This window comes from Bradyrhizobium sp. CCBAU 25338 (assembly GCF_028128965.1).
GTDB lineage: Bacteria > Pseudomonadota > Alphaproteobacteria > Rhizobiales > Xanthobacteraceae > Bradyrhizobium > Bradyrhizobium liaoningense.
On sequence record NZ_LFKY01000001.1, the window covers coordinates 18,929 to 34,677 of the forward strand.

The 15,749-nt window shown below is 56.3% G+C and carries 12 protein-coding genes; 5 read left to right on the plus strand and 7 right to left on the minus strand.

Annotated elements, in window-relative coordinates:
- Window positions 1–7: 7 nt before the first annotated feature.
- Together rfbB and rfbC are read right to left on the minus strand one after the other, a co-directional pair.
- The gene (rfbB, locus tag ACM42_RS00095) at window positions 8–1,066 is read right to left on the minus strand and encodes a dTDP-glucose 4,6-dehydratase (protein ID WP_271526107.1); all 1,059 of its coding nucleotides are present in this window, start codon (window positions 1,064–1,066) and stop codon (window positions 8–10) included.
- A 14-nt stretch (window positions 1,067–1,080) separates the two neighbouring features.
- Window positions 1,081–1,638: a dTDP-4-dehydrorhamnose 3,5-epimerase gene (gene rfbC, locus ACM42_RS00100; protein ID WP_271526380.1), complete on the minus strand. Its 558-nt coding sequence runs from the start codon at window positions 1,636–1,638 to the stop codon at window positions 1,081–1,083.
- Between the two features lie 531 nt (window positions 1,639–2,169).
- Between rfbC and ACM42_RS00105 the strand changes: the two genes are divergently transcribed.
- From ACM42_RS00105 to ACM42_RS00115, 3 genes are all read left to right on the plus strand, one after another.
- The gene (locus ACM42_RS00105; protein ID WP_271526108.1) at window positions 2,170–4,494 is read left to right on the plus strand and encodes an AAA family ATPase; all 2,325 of its coding nucleotides are present in this window, start codon (window positions 2,170–2,172) and stop codon (window positions 4,492–4,494) included.
- A gap of 100 nt (window positions 4,495–4,594) precedes the next feature.
- Window positions 4,595–6,607, plus strand: coding sequence for a hypothetical protein (locus tag ACM42_RS00110; RefSeq protein WP_271526109.1), 2,013 nt, complete (start codon window positions 4,595–4,597; stop codon window positions 6,605–6,607).
- Window positions 6,608–6,809: 202 nt separating this feature from the next.
- Window positions 6,810–8,273 (plus strand): exopolysaccharide biosynthesis polyprenyl glycosylphosphotransferase, encoded by a 1,464-nt coding sequence (locus ACM42_RS00115; RefSeq protein ID WP_271526110.1) that lies wholly within the window; start codon window positions 6,810–6,812, stop codon window positions 8,271–8,273.
- 43 nt (window positions 8,274–8,316) lie between these two features.
- Here the strand turns inward: ACM42_RS00115 and ACM42_RS00120 are convergent, their stop codons facing one another.
- Entirely contained in the window at window positions 8,317–8,685 is a 369-nt protein-coding gene (locus ACM42_RS00120; protein WP_271526111.1) for an H-NS histone family protein, read from the minus strand.
- A 669-nt stretch (window positions 8,686–9,354) separates the two neighbouring features.
- On the opposite strand from ACM42_RS00120, the gene ACM42_RS00125 reads away from it, so the two are divergent.
- Window positions 9,355–9,741, plus strand: a complete 387-nt coding sequence (locus tag ACM42_RS00125; RefSeq protein WP_271526112.1) for an H-NS histone family protein — start codon at window positions 9,355–9,357, stop codon at window positions 9,739–9,741.
- 158 nt (window positions 9,742–9,899) lie between these two features.
- Here the strand turns inward: ACM42_RS00125 and ACM42_RS00130 are convergent, their stop codons facing one another.
- The 4 genes from ACM42_RS00130 to ACM42_RS00145 form a co-directional block, all read right to left on the minus strand.
- Window positions 9,900–10,967 (minus strand): nucleotidyltransferase family protein, encoded by a 1,068-nt coding sequence (locus tag ACM42_RS00130; RefSeq protein WP_271526113.1) that lies wholly within the window; start codon window positions 10,965–10,967, stop codon window positions 9,900–9,902.
- Window positions 10,960–12,081, minus strand: a complete 1,122-nt coding sequence (locus ACM42_RS00135) for a serine/threonine protein kinase (protein ID WP_271526114.1) — start codon at window positions 12,079–12,081, stop codon at window positions 10,960–10,962. The genes ACM42_RS00130 and ACM42_RS00135 overlap by 8 nt, the downstream gene beginning before the upstream one ends.
- Before the next feature lie 182 nt (window positions 12,082–12,263).
- Entirely contained in the window at window positions 12,264–12,506 is a 243-nt protein-coding gene (locus ACM42_RS00140) for a hypothetical protein (RefSeq protein WP_271526115.1), read from the minus strand.
- A 232-nt stretch (window positions 12,507–12,738) separates the two neighbouring features.
- Entirely contained in the window at window positions 12,739–12,897 is a 159-nt protein-coding gene (locus ACM42_RS00145; RefSeq protein ID WP_271526381.1) for a transposase, read from the minus strand.
- A gap of 1,137 nt (window positions 12,898–14,034) precedes the next feature.
- Between ACM42_RS00145 and ACM42_RS00150 the strand changes: the two genes are divergently transcribed.
- Window positions 14,035–15,273, plus strand: a complete 1,239-nt coding sequence (locus ACM42_RS00150) for a GTP-binding protein (RefSeq protein ID WP_271526116.1) — start codon at window positions 14,035–14,037, stop codon at window positions 15,271–15,273.
- Window positions 15,274–15,749 lie beyond the last annotated feature (476 nt).

The following is a 15,749-nucleotide window of genomic DNA, read 5'->3' on the forward strand; positions in this document are numbered from 1 at the left end:
TGCGACCTCAGTGTTGAGTAGCGAGAAGACCTAACCGCGAGCCATCATAGATTCCGGTGCGGGCGCGCTCCCACCATGCCCGGCTATTGAGATACCAGTCGACGGTCTCGACGAGACCTTCCTCGAAGGTCCTTGTGGGCTGCCAGCCGAGCTCGCGGCGAGCTTTTGAGGCATCGATTGCGTACCGACCATCGTGTCCCGGGCGATCGGGGACGTAGCTGATCAGCGATCGTCTGGCAGCGGAAGCTGGACGCAGCCGATCGACCACATCACAAATCTGGGTGACCACATCCAAGTTTGTCCGTTCGCTATCGCCGCCGAAATTGTACTTCTCGCCAGGTTGGCCTTCAGAGAGCAGCTTTATTAATCCCGCTGCGTGATCTTCGACGTGAAGCCAATCGCGCACATTGCTGCCATCGCCGTAGATCGGTAACCGCTTGTGCTCGATCGCGTTGAGAATCGTCAACGGAATGAGCTTTTCAGGAAATTGGTACGGCCCGTAATTATTCGAACAGTTCGATATGATAACCGGAAGACCATAGGTCTTGAACCAGGCTAGTGCGAGGTGATCCGATGCAGCCTTGCTTGCCGAATAGGGCGAGCTCGGGCGATAAGGTGTTTCCTCTCGAAAAAGATCGGCGGGTCCCAGTGAACCGTAAACCTCGTCGGTCGAAACATGGATGAGCCGGAACTGCTTCCGTCGCAGACGTGGCAGCTGGTCATAATACCTCCGGGCCGCCTCCAGCAGAGTATGTGTACCCAACACGTTGGTGCTGATGAAGGCCGCTGAGCCCGTAATCGACCGGTCGACATGGCTCTCGGCCGCAAGATGAATAACTGCACTCGGCTCGTAAGCGCCAAATACGAAATCAACAGCCTCTCGATCGCAGATGTCGTGCCGTTCGAACGCATAGGAACTCAGTGCTTCGATAGGCGCCAACGAGGCCAGGTTGGCCGCGTATGTCAGCTTGTCGAAGTTGACAACCTGAGCGTGATTCCGCAGCACCAACTGCCGACACACCTCCGAACCTATAAAGCCCGCTCCGCCCGTTACCAACACACGCATCTTATGTCTCCCCGCTACTCGAAAACGGAAGAAAGCTGGTCGAGCGTCGGAAGCGTTTGGTCTTTTGTCGATACCAGAGCTTCCGATGTGGTCACCGGCCACGCGATCGCCAATGCAGGATCGGCCCAATAAAGGCCCGCGTCATGACTCGGAGCGTAGACCTGATCGACCTTGTAAAAGACGACGCTTCGGGGCTGAAGCGTGCAGAAGCCGTGAGCAAACCCCTTCGGCACGAACAACTGCTCGTCGCTTTCGCCATCCAGCGTGACGGCGACGTGTTTACCGAAACTGGGCGACGAGCGACGAAGATCAACCACAACATCCAGAATCGAGCCGCTTATCACCCGTATGAGCTTGGCCTGGGCGAAAGGTGGCCGCTGAAAGTGTAAGCCGCGAACCGTCCCCGTCCGATCCGAGCTTGACTGATTATCCTGGACGAAATCCTGGAGAATTCCCCTGTCGGCAAAAGCCGAGCGGCGAAACGTCTCGCAAAAGTAGCCGCGGGCGTCGGCAAACCGGCTAGTCCGAATCAACTTGACATCAGGGATCGCCAAAGATCGTACTTCCAGCATATCGGCCTTCTCCAAGGTAATAGCTTCTCAATCTTCGTAGCTAAAGGTTGCTGGGGTCATCGAAATGTCCTCAAATGTTCTTTCGTCCTCCTGCTGGCGCGACGCGTTTTCGTTCTGGTGCCCGGATCGACTTTCGACTTAGGCGAGGTGGGACACCCTCCGGCACCACGTTGCGCGACGCAGCATCCAGAGATAACCGGGGTCCGAACTACATCAATCGGTCCAAGTGGACCTGCTCAGCCAGTTGGCCCATAGATTGAATTTCTTTTTTTGGTCGCCGAGCACTAAGTCTTTGCCCACTGCATTGCTGGAAACCTTAATCCCTATATCGACTTAGGCTGCCCTACGACAACGATCGCAGCGGCTGCTGCGCTTAGATTTGCAATCAACTAATATCCGAATATTATTTAATTTGGCAATCGCAATTTGATGATGTATATCATTTTTTAAATGTAGCGAATACATTTAATTTGTGCTGTGGAGGCAAGCGACTGCTCCCACACACCCCACCGGTGCCGAGACAAGTACCCGATGCTTCAGAGCAATCCCCAACAAATCGACCGAACACGCCTGCCGTTCAGCCTGCAGGCTCGACCTGACCAGGCCGAAGGCCCGGGAATTGGCGAGCTGATCAAACTCGTTCTCGCGTTCCTGCGGCGTCAATACGTCGTCATCATCGTCACTGTCGCACTCGCGAGCGCGGCTACCCTGCTGTACCTGCGGATGGTTCGACCAACCTACGTTGCACAGGTCCAGATCCTGCTCGCAGGCCCAAGGCCCCAGTTCGTGCAGCAGCAATCTTTCCTCACTGAGCCTCAGATCGATGTTCCCTACATCGAAACCCAACTTCAGCTCGTTCGCTCGAGGGCGACAGCCGTTGCGGCCATCAACCAGTTGAAACTGACCGGCGATCCGGACTTCAAAGCATCCAGTTCATGGCTGCCTTCGGTTCTTCATCGCATTCGAACGAAGGAGGCGCACCCTCCGGAAGAACCGCAATCCGACCCGCCGAACCAACCGTCCGAAGCCGTAATCGCGGCGTTTCTAAATCGGCTCTCTGTAGGACGGATTGGCCTTAGCCACGTCATTGAGGCAAGCTTCACTTCGAGCAACGCGGTGCGAGCGGCCGAAATCGCGAATGCAGTCGCCAGCGCCTACATCAACGAACAGCTCAATGCGAAGTTTGAATCCGGGCGGGTCTCCACAAGTTGGTTGCAGGAACGTTTGCGGAAGTTGAGCGACGATGCGCTGACGGCTGAACGCGCAGTTAGCGCCTTCAAGTCCCAGAACAACATCGTTTCGCCAGGAGGGAGGCCAATCAATGAGCAGCAGATCAACGATCTCAACGCTCGCCAGGTAGCCGCGCGCGCGCAAACCTCGGATGCGGAGGTGAAGCTCAAGCGCTACGAGGACATTCTGCAGAGAACATCGCCTACCTCCGGTGCTCCTGAGGCCATAGGCCCCGAGGTCCTCCAGAGCCAGATAATCAACAATCTTCGACAGCAGTACCTCGAAATGACCCGACGCGAGGCAGACTGGTCGGTGCGTTATGGGCGTGACCATGTCGCGGTTGTCAACCTTCGGGGTCGGATACGGGACATCCGCACTTCCATTCTCGAGGAGGTCAAGAGACTTGCGGAAGTCAGTCGAAACGAATTCGAGGCCTCCCGGCAGCGACAACAGGAGCTCGAAAAACAGTTAGCGCAAGCCGTGTCGCAATCGGGTGTTACGAACTCGGCCGAATTGACTATACGAGATCTGGAAGGCCGAGCGAAAAGCCTCCGCACGCTATACGAGACCTTCCTGCAACACTACATGAGCTCAACGCAGCAGGAGACATTTCCCATTTCGGAAGCACGGGTTATTTTTCCCGCCGTGCCGGCCCAAACCAAGAGCAAGCCAAAAACGATTGTGGTTCTCGCCTTCGGCCTCCTGGGGGGACTTGCGCTTGGCATCGGCCTTGCCTTCATCAGAGACGCGATGGACCGCGTCTTTCGTACGTCTTCGCAGCTGGAAGCAGCATTGGACCTACCGTGCTTGTCGCTGGTGCCCTTGGTAACAGCGCGCAAGCAGCAGAAGCTCATTGCGCGGTCGCAGCAGGCTGATGAAGACTTGAACCAGCGGAAGATATCGACAGTCCCGGAAATTCACCGAGCTGTCGTCGGCATGCCACTGTCTCGATTTACCGAGGCCATTCGTTCGATCAAGCTTGCCATCGATCACAGCCCGACGAAGGCCTCCAATCAGGTGATCGGCATCACCTCGGCACTACCGAATGAGGGCAAGACCACGATTGCAGCATGTCTTGCGCAACTCATCGCGCACAGCGGCAAACGAGTTATCATTGTCGACTGCGATCTCAGGAATCCGTCGCTCTCCGCCAGCGTCGTACCCAAGGCTGCCCACGGCATCATCGAAGTTGCGAACGGCAGCCGCACGCTCGAGGAATCGACCTGGCGGGATCCGAGAACCAATCTCGCCGTTCTGCCAGCCGTACGCCGCGGGTCTCTGATCCACACGAGCGAACTCCTTTCCGCAGAGGCCATACACAGGCTGTTCGATAATCTGAGACAAACCTATGACTACGTTATCGTAGATCTTCCGCCGCTCAGCCCCTTGGTCGATGTACGAGTAACGGCTCCCCTGATCGACTGCTACGTTCTCGCTGTCGAATGGGGGCGCACCAATATCGATGTGGTTAAGCATGCTCTCCATACCGCTCCGACCATTTCCGACTCTCTGATCGGCGCAATTCTCAACAAGACGGATATCAAGGCGATGACCCGATACGACGCTGGCCGGAGGGACTATTATAATGATAGTCACTATGTCCGGTACGGCTTTTCAGACTCCTGAGGGCGGCGCCCGTGACGCGCGGTCCAACTTCGCTGAGCGGATGCGATCGCTTGTTCATGCTGACCATCTGCCGAGCAGTCAGATTCAGTGACGGTGTTGCATGATTGTCGGGCTGCTGATGCTGGCCGTGCCTGTGGTCATCGCCTTGGCATTCGCGATGTCAGGTAACTTGTACGTTCTGGGAATTTTGGCCTCCATCCTTGCGGTCTCAACGCTGGCCGGAGCAATCTTCACCTCCTCCTCCGCGCTTGCTCGCGTTGCGATGTTGCTGCGGCCGCTTCTCACCTTTGCGCTCGTCGCGCCTGCAATTTGGATGGCTGTGCAGGTCGTTCCAATCCCGGTTCGTGGCCTCGGCAACCCGATCTGGGCTACTGCATCGGCTGCTTTGCATGAATCGCTCGCCGACCGGCTTACAGTCGATATACACGGAACCATACAGGCACTCGCACAGTACAGCGCTGTCGTCGCCGCCGCTTTCGTTACCGCTGTCGTCGCCCTTGACAGGCAGCGTGCGCCGCAGGTCCTTTATTTCCTTGTGTCGATTACGACGCTCGTCTCCGCGCTCTCGATCTGGCGGCAAATAAGCGGCTTGGACAATTCTTTGCCCCGCGAAAACGGCTCGACCCCGGCAGTGTTGGGCATCCTTCTCTCCGCCGCCATAGCCATTCGTATGATCGATCGGTTGCGCCAAGGTACCAAGCCGCGACGCTTCGTCCTGGGCTCGAAGACCATCCTTTCGCTCGCACTTCTCTCGCTGTTCGTCTGCCTGATGGCGATCCTTATTCGCGGCAATCTCACCGTTATGGGTGCGGCCTTCCTTGGAGCCGGAACGTTGTTCGCCGTATTCGCGATCCGCAACTGGTTCCATGGACTTTGGGGCACGGCGGGTGTGCTAGCCACCGCGGCGATCCTCGCGACGGCGACAGTCAGCATTTTGCCCGTGAAAAAGGATGCCGACCCGACAGTCGCGCTGTCGACCCAGAACCAGGCGGCAACCGAGCGGATGCTGCTGGACGTCCGTCCGGCAGGATCTGGCGCTGGCGCATACAAGATGCTGTTGCCGATCCATCGAGATATCGGCTTGGACGCACAGCGAGAGCGACCGACGGCCGCCGCTGCAGTTGCTATCGAGATGGGAAGGGCATTCCTGTACGGCCTGCTGATCGCCGCTACGTTGGCTGCCGGCACCCTATTTAGACGCTCTCTTTTGCGGACCCGGGACTATGTATACGCAGCCGTGGGTGCTGGCGCAGCGACTGCGCTGCCAATCCTGGCCTTCGCTGAAGACGGCATTCTCGATCTCGCCGCATCGCTATTGGCCGCCGCTCTTCTTGGGTTGGCCTTTGGTCAAAGCCAATCCAGCACGGTTGGTGAATCCGCAACCTCGACGTCACAAGAGCTTCCAAACCATCGCAATGGCGAAGGCTCGACGGGGCGGGCCGCACGTTCGACCGTTTTCGACAGCATGCGGGTCCGTCTTGCGCTGACAGGTCTCTCATTAGCCCTGATCACCCAATCAATCTGGCTGCTCTCGCACCGGGGGCATTTGGGTGAAGGCTTCTTGACTGCAGCAGCGACTGCTAACGACGCGGGAAGAGAGAAAATCGACGAGACATCGATCGCGACCGGACGCGGAGACAGATGGACACAAGGCAAATTAGCCTACCATGAAGCCGGCAAGAATGCGGTCGCGATCCAGCACAACGAACCTCTCGCATCAGCCTCACAAGGGTTTGCTGCCCCGTTGCGCTACTCGCCGCTGCGCGGGGACCTTTGGCTCTTGCTTGCGGCCGCATCAAAGGAGTATCAATCGCCTACTTACGATGTCGCGGCCTTGCTGAAGTTGTCATACTATACGGCTCCGAATGATCTGGACCTTCTTCCGCTCCGGTTGTCGGTCGCCCTCGGGACGAATTCGGCGATAAGCGAGCCCGAACTGCGCGAGTTGATCAAGCGCGACGTCAAGATTGCCGTTACCAATCGACCTGCTCTCGAGCCGGCCATCGTCGCTGCTTATCAGGCTGCCTCGGTTGACGGGAAAACCTTTGTAGACAGTGTCATGTCCGAGCTCGATCCAAGTTATCTCCAGAATGTCCGGGTGCGGCGCCCCTGAGTCCGGCGCGCCCGGCAATTTCACCGACGGTCGGTGCATGCAACAGCACGTCAACCCGGTCTCGCACAGCGAAGCAAACACCGGCCGAGATCAGGCGACGGCCATCGGCAACAATGCAGAATTATTGACGCTTAAATGTCGCTTCTCGCTTGAAGGAATACAAATTAAATATTAAACTGCTTATTTTTCGGACGCCTCCGCAATGAATTTCGTGAACCGAAATATTGATAATCGTCTCGATGCGGCCCGCGTCAGTCTTGAGCCTGTGTCGCCCGTCGAGCAGAAATGGCCGATCCGCTATGATTCGATCGAATTGCTCGCGCTCTGCGCAGATATTGCGACCATATTGTTTGCCAGCGTCATTTCGGTTTTGTGGGCGCAGGATGGCGTCCTTGCAGGCGACTGGAGCAGCGTCTTTGGTTTGGCGATCGCCGTCTCAGCAGCTTTCGCTTCGTCGTTAAGGGCCCGCGGTCTCTATCGACCAATCGAACTCCTCGTGCTTCGAAGTCAGATCCGCGCCATTTGCGTTGCCTGGACGTCGTTATTCCTTGTGATCTGGGCCGTCGGTGCTTTCAAGGTCGAGTCAGGCTCCTCCAGACACTTCGGGCTTCTCTTTGCTGTGCTCGGCCTGAGCATGCTTCTTGCTCAGCGCAGTGCTATCAGAGCCGTTCTGATAAAGGGCCTGGGTGGCCGAAAATTCGCCAGCACCAACATTGTCCTGATCAGCGATCAACTCCCGTTGCAGCACGCTGGGCTGCCAGAAACCCTGGCAATGCATGGCTTTTGCATCAAGGGGCGCTTCAGCTTGCCGCCCGTTCGGTCGGGTCCCTCCTGTCGAAAGCGGCTCAGTACCCGAGTGATCGATTGCATTCGAAGCTCCCAAATTGACGAAATCGTAGTGGAGGCAAACCCGGAGCGATGGTCCGATCTGCGTGCTTTCGTCGCCGATTTGAGAGTGCTGCCGTTCCCGATCATGTTCGTCCCCGTCGGGGCGGCATCAGAGCTGCTTCGACATCCTGCGCGCAGCCTTGGGGGTGCGGCTTGCGTAGAACTACAGCGCGGCCCACTTACAACGATCGAACGCGCGAGCAAGCGAATGATTGATCTCATCGGCTCGGGACTAGCCCTGGTCGTGTTTGCGCCATTGCTCGCCGCGGTTGCGGTTGTCATCAAATTGGATTCTCCCGGACCCATTTTCTTCAGACAACAACGTTGCGGCTTCAACGGACGGATTATCTCTGTTCGCAAATTTCGAACAATGCATGTGCTCGAGGATGGGCCTGTGATTAATCAGGCTCGGCCCAGCGATCGGCGCGTCACCCGGGTCGGCAAATGGCTACGTCGGACAAGCCTCGATGAACTGCCACAACTGCTGAATGTTCTCGACGGCAGCATGTCGCTAGTGGGTCCACGCCCTCACGCTTTGGCCCACGACGGAGAATTTGATAAGCTCGTGCGCAACTACGCCCTTCGGCGCAGGGTCAGGCCAGGGTTAACCGGGTGGGCTCAAGTCCATGGCTGCCGCGGCCCGACACCCACGGCAGTCATGGTCGAAACACGTGTACAATACGATCTTTGGTACATTGACAATTGGAGCCTTCGGCTCGATCTCGCAATCCTACTGCGAACCCCGGTGGAGGTGCTGCGGGCACGCAACGCCTACTAGCAGCACGTATCGGGCTATGCCGTCGAGCCCATCTAAAACCTGATCAGGCCCGCTGACGAAGTTTCGCCCCACCCTCCCCTATGCGAAAGTCCTCAATCCGCTTGCCAGATTTCATCGCGGCAACCAGCCACCGCGGCCGCTTGCCACGCCCTGACCAGGTCTCTAAAGTCTGGGGATTCCGGTACTTCGGCAGCACTCGCGGATATTTACGTCTCGGCTTCCCGGTGGGAGACAGGTTTGCCGCACCTGAGTCCGCCAAAACAGCCCTCCCGCCCCCGAGAGCAGCCAAGCGCTTCTCCAACTCGTGCTTCTCTGCTTTGATACGGTCAGACAAGATCCCGCTAATTTCCTCGTGCAGCAGCCAGAGATCGTCAAGCGACATGGATTCCAGTTCGAGTTTCTTTGCTGCCATGCTCCACCGAATAGTTGTGACAAACTGATAATGTTCCAATCAACATTAATCAAGTCGAAGAGTTCAAGTTTGCACAAAAATATGGAACCGTGCTGAAATTCGCGCTCACATAACTGCGCCGCGCCTACTAATCAAGCCTAAAAAAAGACGATCCGCACACAATTAACGCGGAGGAGGCACACTTACACGCCCAGGATGTAATATCAACATCTTAAGCGGGTGGAGTGAATGGCCTGCCACGCCGCAGCCCTCGATGAGGATCCACCGCGTATGGAGCCGCCCTTCGCTCGTCGAGACACGCTCTTTGTCGTCCGGCCGCCCCATAAGCGCAAACGGAAATGAATAACTTCGATATCTCTTAGCGCACACCGTCGGAGTTCAATTTGTGCCCTCAGGACCTGGATGTCCGACAGTGCAGCGGAGGGAACGATAAAGCGGCTTACTGAATCTTGAAGACGTTCAAGAGGATACTCGATCAAAGACTATTCCTCCGCGATGCGCCTCTCAAGGCCCTCGAGCGTTTTGAGGCATATTGATAAAATAATCATCGTAATAATCATCAAATACCATATAATGATTTAATTGTTGCGTCAATTTCGATGCTGACTTCAGTCAATTGCGGAGGGTAATGAATGAATGTCCAGTCCGACGAACGGTGACGAGAATGCTATGCGGAGGCAGGATCTCGAAGCCATGGATTTTGAGGAACTTTGGCTTCTCCATGAGGAGCTTACGAAGATTCTTGCTGAAAGGATCACAGCCGAAAAGCGGGAATTAGAAAAGCGTCTTGCCCAACTCAACCGGCCAGATCAACTCACCGAGGTTGAAAGCGGAGCTGCCGAAACGGAGACAGGCCAGCCGCCGCGTCGCAAGTATCCCAAGGTCGTGCCGAAGTATTATAATCCGCTCCAACCGACAGAGACTTGGTCAGGGCGTGGTAAACAGCCACGCTGGTTGGTTACCGCTCTCCAATCGGGGCACACGTTGGAGGAGTTCAGAATCCGCGAGAACGGTGAACCGTCCGCGCGGAATGCTGGTGGTCGAGAGCATCCCTGACGCTGCGCAAATGCGCATATATCGGGTCGCCTTGGTTGTTCAGCTCTAGGGACTCCGAACAGCGCAACAACACTGATCTGGAGCGGGGATCCTATTGAAAAGCTCGTCCCTGGGATCCTGGCGCCCCCTCGAAGGCGATCATGTGACCGTCGCGGACCTTAGACCTTCCCCGCGCGAATCGCAGTCGTCGCCTTCGCAAGATATCCTAAGGTGCTCGCTCTTGGCACTGACCACAATCCACGTGGGGGCGCACTGCTAGTGGTCGCCTGCCTGCGGTAATTTCTGAGGTCCAGAATTGTCATGGCAAGGAAGGGTTTACGTGTAACCGGATAGCGTGCCTGCATCAATTGCCGCATCAACTGCAGACGCGGAATCAGTCGGGACCGCAGTGGGCGCGGGATATCGACGCCGAGCAACTCAGCGAGCGCTAGCAGCTGGGTTTCAAGTGCATTCCTAACTAATCCCCCTGAGATATGGGAGGTCAGTTCATTCCAATCGATACCCCCGGCAGTACAACTCAGATCTCGCAGTTCAAGAAGATGTCGCAAATCGAGGTCGCCGAGCCAGTAGCCCAAATCCTGAAACTGATCGTGGATGATCAACATGAGCGCTCGGCAGGTTGGCGTGGGAACATACGCTCTCGCCCGCCCCAACCTCACTGAGAGACAATCGCTCAGAACATCTTCGGGGTCTCGGTTGACGTATGCAAACTCTGGACCGGGGCGCTGCAGATCGATGTTACCGACGTCTCGCGACCGACTCAGTTCGACATACCATCTCTTGCTTTCGGGAGGCGTTCGCTCATTAATTTGATAGCCAATCGTGCAAAGAGCGGTCAGCGCTCTTTCAGTTTCGTCCGGCATGACCATAATGTCCAGATCACACATCAGCCGGACTCCGCGCCGGTGATCAGACGCGCCAATCAGCGTCGCCGCTCCCTTAAGCAACATTGGCGTCACGTCTTGGTCATTCATTGCAACGACGGCCTCTTCCAATTGGTCGAGCAACCGATCATTTCGCATCACGTTTCGCTGGTAGATTTCGCGGATATACGTGCAGACGTCCACTGGCAACATCGATGCAAATTGATCGACGAAATCAATGAGCGCGGGTGTCGTCAATGTCTGATTTGCGAGCCCGATTAACGACGTCCACTCTACATCGACAGGCGGCAAGCCTCGCAAACAGTTGCAGAGCTTCCTCAGTGCCGCACTATGCCTATCCATTGCACAGCTCCGCCAACAGCTCCCGAGCTTCTACTGCCTCGCAATAGGTCAGCTGATATGACCGTGCACGAGAAACAATCCCCTTCAACGCGAAGAATCCGGCCTGCGACAGCCTTCCGTCGGCGGCAAATGCGCCCGCAATGAGCCGCTTCATCGAATCGAGTTGATTCACGGAGGTCAGTTTCGGCGAGCCGCTCGCGACCCTGTTCAAAAAAATGATCCAGCTGACGGCAAGACTTCCGTTGTGCGCGTTCGAAACTGGAAAATACCGCACCTGGGCGCCATCGGCTCGGCGATGCGTGACGCCGTCCCAGCTATTATGCAATGACGACATCCACCCCCATGATCCTTCCTTGAGGGTGAGAGCAAATGGGAGTCCACAGGCCAAGCCATCCCCCTCGATCAGCGCAACATCATCGCCGGAATATTGAAATCCCGCCTCCACCAAGTGTAGTGTAAGTGTCGACTTGCCGGCTCCCGCTTCGCCACACAACAGCAAGCCAGCCCCATTCTTCTCAAGAGAGGCAGCATGGAGGGCGAAGACCCATCGATCACTTCGGATAAGTCGGTCGGTGAGGTGAGCTTTGATTGTAGGTGCAAGCGCCTCGACTCCGCACCTATGGATGCGCGCGTCAATTCCGCCGAAAATCACTTGATCTTCCAACATCATCGTCTCGATAACGATATCGCCTTTGCCATCCACGTTGTCCGAAGCACAAAATAGCGAAACCAACCGCTGCAAGAGCTCCCAGTTTTCAGCCCGGACACTGATACGCTGCCGCTCTAGCATCGCTGAGAAGGAGCAGTTGGTCGACATCCGCCCATCGACTTCCAGCAGCCCTCGGTCGATCCAGGCGCTTATGGCCTGCTGCACGAACTGGCGCCCAACGGGCTCAATAATGCCCAGCTCACCCAGTTCTTGATATACGGCTGCCAAAGACGCGCCTTGTGCTAATCTGCACCAGATAAAGCCACCTGCTTGGTCCAGCCGAAAGATATTCTGCCCCGACTCACTGAACAGCACCGGCCGTCCATCGAGCAGCGCGAAGACTGCATCGGCTGCCGGTTTAAGCACCGCTTCTGCAGAAGATTTTTCCTGCACGAATTCAGCCAAACGAGCGATCGACCTGGTTACCGTATCGAGTCAGCGGCGACGAGACGCTCGTCCCATTATTCACAGCGCTCGATGAAACAAACAGCCACCTTGGACGCATTTCGAAGGCGAGTGTAGGCCTAATGTTCAGTGCGGGCATACATCACTCCCGGCGCCTTGTTCGAACGAAAATGCCAACCCGATCAGACGGCCAGCTGATTGCCTTCACCTTCTTCGATTGGTGGAATATCCAACACCTCTTCGTGAGCATTTGCCCACGCAGCCACACGATGAGCATCGAGCAGATATCGGTAGACCTCCCGACTGGCGCTCCGCTCTCTTAGAACACGCTCTTTCTCAACGATACTTACGAGTTCCTCGCGCATTTTGGCCAATTGATGCGCAGTACCACCAGAGTTGCGCTTTCTGCAAATTGATTGAGACATCGTTCCCTCCCAACCGAACGCACGAGATGAAATAGCTTACATCATGCACCTAAATTAACAGCCGAATTTAACATTTGAAAGAACAAAAATTTTTCTTTTCGGCTGAACTCTTAGCATTCACCTCAAGACGAAGAAGATTCGGAAAGATGCCGGGGACTCATTGTTCCAGCAAGCACTCAGTCCAACGGCGTCATTTCCAACCAGACGGTCATAAAAATCGTCTATCGCGAATTCAGATCAAACATTGGATTTTGATCTGCAAATTTGCATTCTTAAAATGTGAAGAGCGGAATGCGTAGACGATGCGCTCCCGTGGCAGATGCTCCGGCATCGGCCGGCGGGCTCGCTTGCGGCGCTCGAACGATGGCACCGCAATCTTCTCCGTTGCCATCTGCACCGTGGTCTCAGCTTGCGCCGCGATCGCTCCAGGTCGGCGAGCTGTAGCTCGATCTGGTCTAGCATTACGCCTCGCTCAGAGGACTGTCGAACCGCTCGTGCCGGAGCTTCCTGATCGTGAGCTTGAGCTTCTCGATTAGCAAGGTCCCCGCCTCGACCTCCGCGGCCAAGCGCGCTTGCTCGCTCGGCGCGCACATCGCCTGTAGCTTAGTCACATCGTCGCGAAGAAAATCATCAGCCCCCCATCGCGGAACAGAGAATCACATGACGCGGTCTCTTTTTAATCCCAGCGATCAACCGACCGCCTGCGGTCGCCAGGTACGGCATCTGCCAGCCGATGCCCTCCAGCAGGTAGCCAAGCTGGGCGGGGGCATCACTATGCCATCAGTCGATGACGGCCACAGGAAACGGCCGCGCTCCAGCCCGTTGACGTAAAGCGACATGCCAAGTCCATTTGCCCCTCCTCTCTCGCAACGGCACTGACTGGGGAGGGGGGACGATGACTTGTCTCCTCCTCACCTGCGCGAGGCAATCTGGAGCATTAATTCGCCCCTCGGCGCGAGGCCAGAACCGCAGCACCATCAACTCGGCCAGATCGGTCACGGCCTGTTCAGAGCGGCTTGCCGAAAGGGGCTGAGGGCTTTGTTCGCAAGTAGCCTGACCGGCCTTACGGCGGAGCCGGAGCAATCCTGCGGTGGAGCGCGAGCTTTAATCTTCACGCATGGCGGCTTCACGGTCGCGTGCACGAAGCCATTTTCATCCTCAAAAGAAGCGATGCTGAAACAGCCCGATCCAATGCTGAGACGATAAAATAGGGTCAAATGCGTAGTTCGATTTTCGGCTTCTGCAGCTGTCCTTTTGCGTCGGAGAAGTAACGGCGTGTCGGGAACGCGAGTGAATTTCCGCCGGCTAGCGATCTATTCCTGAGTGTGTCAACTGTCTTACTTATCTCTGACCGCGAGGCGGCGCGTTCCTTGATTTAATTGCTGGATTTATTTAATATATATGTCATTATCGCGACTTCACGAATCTGAGAAGGGACCAACAGGTCCAAATAGTTTCGGTGCAACCTTCAGCACCGCCTGCCTCCGTCAACGCTGTTCAATCCGCGGGTCATCGGCCAAAGGGAAATATGAAAGAGGCAGCAAGCGCGGCCAATCGACTAACGGTCACCGTGCTCAGTGGATTTCTGGGTTCGGGGAAGACGACATTGCTCAACCACGTGCTGAGGAATCGCGAGGGTCTCCGAGTTGCCGTCATCGTCAACGACATGAGTGAGCTAAACATAGACGCGAATCTGGTTCGCAACGGTGGCGCGAACCTATCGCATACGACCGAAACACTCGTGCAACTCAGCAATGGTTGCATATGCTGCACGCTGCGCGACGATCTCCTGCTGGAGGTTAGGCGACTGGCTGAAGAGCGACGCTTCGACTATCTTCTGATTGAAGGGACCGGGATTGCTGAACCTCTTCCTGTCGCGGCAACTTTCTCCTTTCGCGACGAGGCCGGTGCCTCGCTCTCTGATCTTGCGAAGCTCGACACGATGGTTACCATCGTGGACGCCTTGAACCTGCTCGCCAGATACAACAGCCGCGATCTGCTACGCGACCACGGCGAGTTGCGCGATGCCTCCGATGGACGCACGCTCGTCGATCTCCTGGTTGAGCAGATCGAATTTGCTGATGTGGTCGTGATCAACAAGGTGTCAGAAGCCACAGAGGCGACGCGTGCTGAGGTTCGCAAGGTCATTGCCGCGCTTAATCCACGGGCGCGCCAAATTGAGACTGACTTCGGCGAAGTTCCTCTCAACACCATTCTCAACACCGGCCTTTTCAACGAAGCGAAGGCTGCTAGTCATCCTCTCTGGAACAAGGAGCTATACAGTCCCGCTTCCCATGTGCCGGAGACCGAGGAGTACGGCATATCCAGTTTCGTCTACTCGGAAAGACGTCCGTTCGATCCCGTCAGCCTCTTGTCCTTTCTCAATAAGCCCTGGCCGGGCGTCTTACGCGCCAAAGGACATTTCTGGCTTGCTACCCGTCCGGATTGGGTGGGCCTCCTCTCCGTTGCAGGGATGCAACGTCGGTGCGAACCCATGGGGTATTGGTGGGCAACAGTCCCAAGGTCGACGTGGCCAAGCCATCCTCATCTCCAACAACATCTCAATGATCAATGGGACAACACTTGGGGCGATCGTCGTCAGGACCTCGTGTTCATCGGTTCAGGCATGGACGAAATGTACATCCGAGCCTCGCTGGATGCTTGTCTTGCCAATTCGGAGAATGGGTTCGATCCTCAGAGTTGGCGCAATCTCAGCGACCCCTTTCCGCCTTGGCATTATCCTGATCACCCGAACTCGGCGGCGTAACGGCCGTGATGCCTCGCGTCTTTAGCGAGCTATTAATGCTCGACACGACCATGTGACGGGGAAAACTATTGTATTAATATTAAATGCAATTAATATCGCTGTTTTAATTCGACGCGATGACGTCTTGCCGGCGATGCCATGGTCACAGAAATCATTACGAAAAACGGCGCGATCGCAGCCGGGCGGCAGATCGAACAGTGCGGGTTCGCGCTCGTCTCCTGGTTCAGAGCCTCTCCTGTAAGTCCAAAATCGGCTCCACCCCGAACATTGGAGACATTGGAAATGTCGCTTCGACATCCACGCCGCCGTCAAGGTGACCGCCATCGGAATCTGTCACGCATATTCCCCCATCTCGCGAGGATGTCATGAGGTCCTTGTACGAAAATTTCGGCTTGCGCCACATCGCTCTCGGATTGCGGACCTGGCCACGGACTCTGACCCGGAGAGATAGTTGGGCGCCTGATTCAGAGGCCGGA

What these genes read in the sequence shown, in the direction of transcription:
- rfbB (WP_271526107.1), bottom strand. Translation starts at nt 1,066, where the DNA reads ATGCGTGTGTTGGTAACGGGCGGAGCGGGCTTTATAGGTTCGGAGGTG.
- rfbC (WP_271526380.1), bottom strand. Translation starts at nt 1,638, where the DNA reads ATGCTGGAAGTACGATCTTTGGCGATCCCTGATGTCAAGTTGATTCGG.
- ACM42_RS00105 (WP_271526108.1), top strand. Translation starts at nt 2,170, where the DNA reads ATGCTTCAGAGCAATCCCCAACAAATCGACCGAACACGCCTGCCGTTC.
- ACM42_RS00110 (WP_271526109.1), top strand. Translation starts at nt 4,595, where the DNA reads ATGATTGTCGGGCTGCTGATGCTGGCCGTGCCTGTGGTCATCGCCTTG.
- ACM42_RS00115 (WP_271526110.1), top strand. Translation starts at nt 6,810, where the DNA reads ATGAATTTCGTGAACCGAAATATTGATAATCGTCTCGATGCGGCCCGC.
- ACM42_RS00120 (WP_271526111.1), bottom strand. Translation starts at nt 8,685, where the DNA reads ATGGCAGCAAAGAAACTCGAACTGGAATCCATGTCGCTTGACGATCTC.
- ACM42_RS00125 (WP_271526112.1), top strand. Translation starts at nt 9,355, where the DNA reads ATGCGGAGGCAGGATCTCGAAGCCATGGATTTTGAGGAACTTTGGCTT.
- ACM42_RS00130 (WP_271526113.1), bottom strand. Translation starts at nt 10,967, where the DNA reads ATGGATAGGCATAGTGCGGCACTGAGGAAGCTCTGCAACTGTTTGCGA.
- ACM42_RS00140 (WP_271526115.1), bottom strand. Translation starts at nt 12,506, where the DNA reads ATGTCTCAATCAATTTGCAGAAAGCGCAACTCTGGTGGTACTGCGCAT.
- ACM42_RS00145 (WP_271526381.1), bottom strand. Translation starts at nt 12,897, where the DNA reads ATGGCAACGGAGAAGATTGCGGTGCCATCGTTCGAGCGCCGCAAGCGA.
- ACM42_RS00150 (WP_271526116.1), top strand. Translation starts at nt 14,035, where the DNA reads ATGAAAGAGGCAGCAAGCGCGGCCAATCGACTAACGGTCACCGTGCTC.